Genomic DNA, 2,683 nt, shown 5'->3' with positions numbered 1-2,683 from the left:
GCCACGCCGAACTGCGGGTGCGCGCGCTGGGGGCCGGGAGCGAGGCCGTGTGGGTGGAGGAGCTGCGGATCGCCGGCCTGCCGCGCCTGTTCGACCCCATGGTGGCCGCCGCCGGGCGGATCGTGTTCGGGCGGGTGCTGGACCACCTGCTCGCCGCCGGGAGATGGCGCGGACTCACGCGATAGCGGCTGGGCGGGAATCCGGGAAAAGAAGGACCATGGACCCTTCCCTATCACCCGTCCGCCGACCCTGACCATCCGTACAGAGAGGATGGTGGCGCCTTTGCGTGCGCACGGCCGGAAATGGGCAGGTGGCGATCGTCACATGCCCGCGAGGCGATGTCGCTATGAGTAATGCGATAGTCTCCGACGGTGATTGGCGCGCTCGCGTCATGTAGCGGCACTCCCCTGGCCTGGGAGAAGTCCGCGAAGTAGCCATGGGCACATCGGGTTCGAGCGTGCACGAAGGTGACAGTGATTCACCTCGGGTGATTTTACGTGCCTTTAATCGGACGGACCCGCGCTGGAAAGAAAGAGGGTGTCGTGAACAAGACCGTGGACAACACCGTGAACAAGACCCGGTTAGAAGCCATCGGGGCCTACCTCCCCACGACGGTGATGAGCACCGCCGAACTCCTCGGCCGCCTGGAGAAGGCGCCGGAGTTCGACCTCGTGAAGATCACCGGGACGACGCAGCGGCGGGTGGCGGACGACACCGCGCACGACCCCGAGGACAGCCTCACGATGGCGGTGGCCGCCGCCCGGGACTGCCTGCGCCGCTCCCGCTACGCGCCGGAGGGGATCGACGCCGTGATCTCCTGCTCCATCAGCCGCATGGCCGACGGCGGGCGCCTGCAGTTCGAGCCCTCGTTCGCGCACCGCATCGCCGAGGAGATCGGCGCGCACGGCGCCCTGCGCTTCGACGTCTCCAACGCGTGCGCGGGCATGATGACCGGCGTCCTCCTGCTGGACCGGCTGATCCGCGCCGGCACCGTGCGCAACGGCCTGGTGCTGAGCGGGGAGCAGATCACCCCCATCGCCTTCACCGCCGCGCGCGAGATGGAGGACAGCAGGGACCCCCAGTTCGCGTCGATGTCCGTCGGGGACTCCGCCGTCGCGCTGGTGATGGACCGCGCGACGGACGAGCGGGACGTGATCCACGACATCGAGCTGATGACGTGCTCGGAGTACTCGCACCTGTGCCTCGGCATGCCCAGCGACGCCACCGGCGGCATGGCCATGTACACCAACAACAAGGAGATGCACGCCGAGGACCGGCTCTCGCTGTGGCCGGCCTTCCACGGGGACAAGCTGGCCGCGCAGGGGCGGCAATTCGCCGACGAGGGCTACGACTTCGTCATCCACCACCAGGTCGGCACCCGGTTCGTGGACTTCATGAACGCCACCGGCGCAAGCCGCTTCGGCGCACCCATGCCGCCGTCCCTGTCGGTCGTCGACCGGCTGGCCAACACCGCCACCACCTCGCACTACCTGGTGCTGCACCAGGCCCTCGCCGAGGGCCGCATACCCGGGGGCTCGAAGGTGCTGATGGTGCCTGCCGCCTCCGGCGTCGTGACCGGCTACCTGTCCGCGACCGTCTCCTCCCTGGAGGTGTGACCCGTGCCCACCGTCATCACCTCGGCCGCCCTCGCCCCGGCCGACACCACCGGCGGCCCCGACGGCCCCGGCAGCTCCATCGGCCACGCGGCCGCGGCCGGCCTCGCCTGCCTGGAACAGGCGGGGCTCGCCCCCGCCGACGTCGACGTCCTGATCAACGTCGGCGTCTACCGCGACTCCAACATCGTCGAGCCCTCCGTCGCCGCGCTCATCCAAAAGCGCATCGGCATCAACCTCGACTACCTCCACTCCCCCGAGCGGCGGGCCGCGTTCTCCTTCGACCTGATGAACGGCGCCTGCGGCATGCTCAACGCCGTCCAGGCCGCCGACGCCCTGCTCGCCACCGCGAGCGCCCGCCGGGTCATGGTCGTCTGCGCCGACACCCACCCCTCGACGGACCCCTCCCGCGCCGGCACGCCCGCCTTCCCGTACGCGAGCACCGGGGCGGCCCTGCTGCTGGAACACACCGACGACGACGCCGGTTTCGGCCGCGTGCACCACCGCACCCTGCCCGGCGCGAACGGCGGGCACGGCGTCAACGCCTATCTTCCGCTGCCCGAGGTCGGCGCCGACGGACGCACCAGCATCGTCGTGGAGCGCGACGACGACGTCCTGGAGCGGATGCTGGACCTCGCCGCCGACTCCGTGCGCGGCCTGCTGGACGCCGAGGACGGCACGGACGGAACACGCCTCGCCCTCGACCGCACCCTGCTCGTCACCTCCCAGCCCTCGCCCGCGTTCGCCGCGCGCCTGGCCAAGCGCCTGGGCCTGGCCGCCGACGCCGCCGTCACCGTCGAGGGCGTCCACGGCGACCCGCACACCTCGGCGCTCGTCCACGGCTACCGCCAGGCCCTGGACACCGGCCGGCTCACCGGACACGACCGGGTGCTCTTCCTCGCCGTCGGCGCCGGACTCACCTCGGCCGCCTCGCTCTACCGGCTGCCAGGGGGGAGCATCCAGTGACATCCGCCACCTCCCTGCCCCGCGGCCACCACGCCTCCCCCGCGCAGCTGTTCGCCGACCACGCCGCCCGCACCCCCGGCCGCACCGCTCTCGTCCACCCCGAC

General features: G+C 71.4%; 2 protein-coding genes and 1 pseudogene. All 3 read left to right on the top strand.

The genetic code is table 11. From position 1 onward, the window contains the following. A pseudogene (locus AB0O00_RS34895) lies at positions 1-185 on the top strand (SRPBCC family protein); the annotation flags it as partial. A 357-nt stretch (positions 186-542) separates the two neighbouring features. Beyond that, positions 543-1,616: a 3-oxoacyl-[acyl-carrier-protein] synthase III C-terminal domain-containing protein gene (locus AB0O00_RS34890; protein ID WP_363658707.1), complete on the top strand. Its 1,074-nt coding sequence runs from the start codon at positions 543-545 to the stop codon at positions 1,614-1,616. Between the two features lie 3 nt (positions 1,617-1,619). Beyond that, positions 1,620-2,579 carry a 3-oxoacyl-[acyl-carrier-protein] synthase III C-terminal domain-containing protein gene (locus AB0O00_RS34885; protein ID WP_363658705.1) on the top strand — a complete coding sequence of 320 codons (960 nt, stop codon included), beginning with the start codon at positions 1,620-1,622 and terminating at the stop codon, positions 2,577-2,579. Positions 2,580-2,683: the final 104 nt, after the last annotated feature.

Origin of the sequence: Kitasatospora sp. NPDC093558, assembly GCF_040683475.1 — a bacterium.
Classification (GTDB): Bacteria; Actinomycetota; Actinomycetes; order Streptomycetales; family Streptomycetaceae; genus Kitasatospora.
The sequence above is the reverse complement of the archived record's forward strand: the minus strand, read 5'-3'. Positions and strand labels throughout refer to the sequence as shown.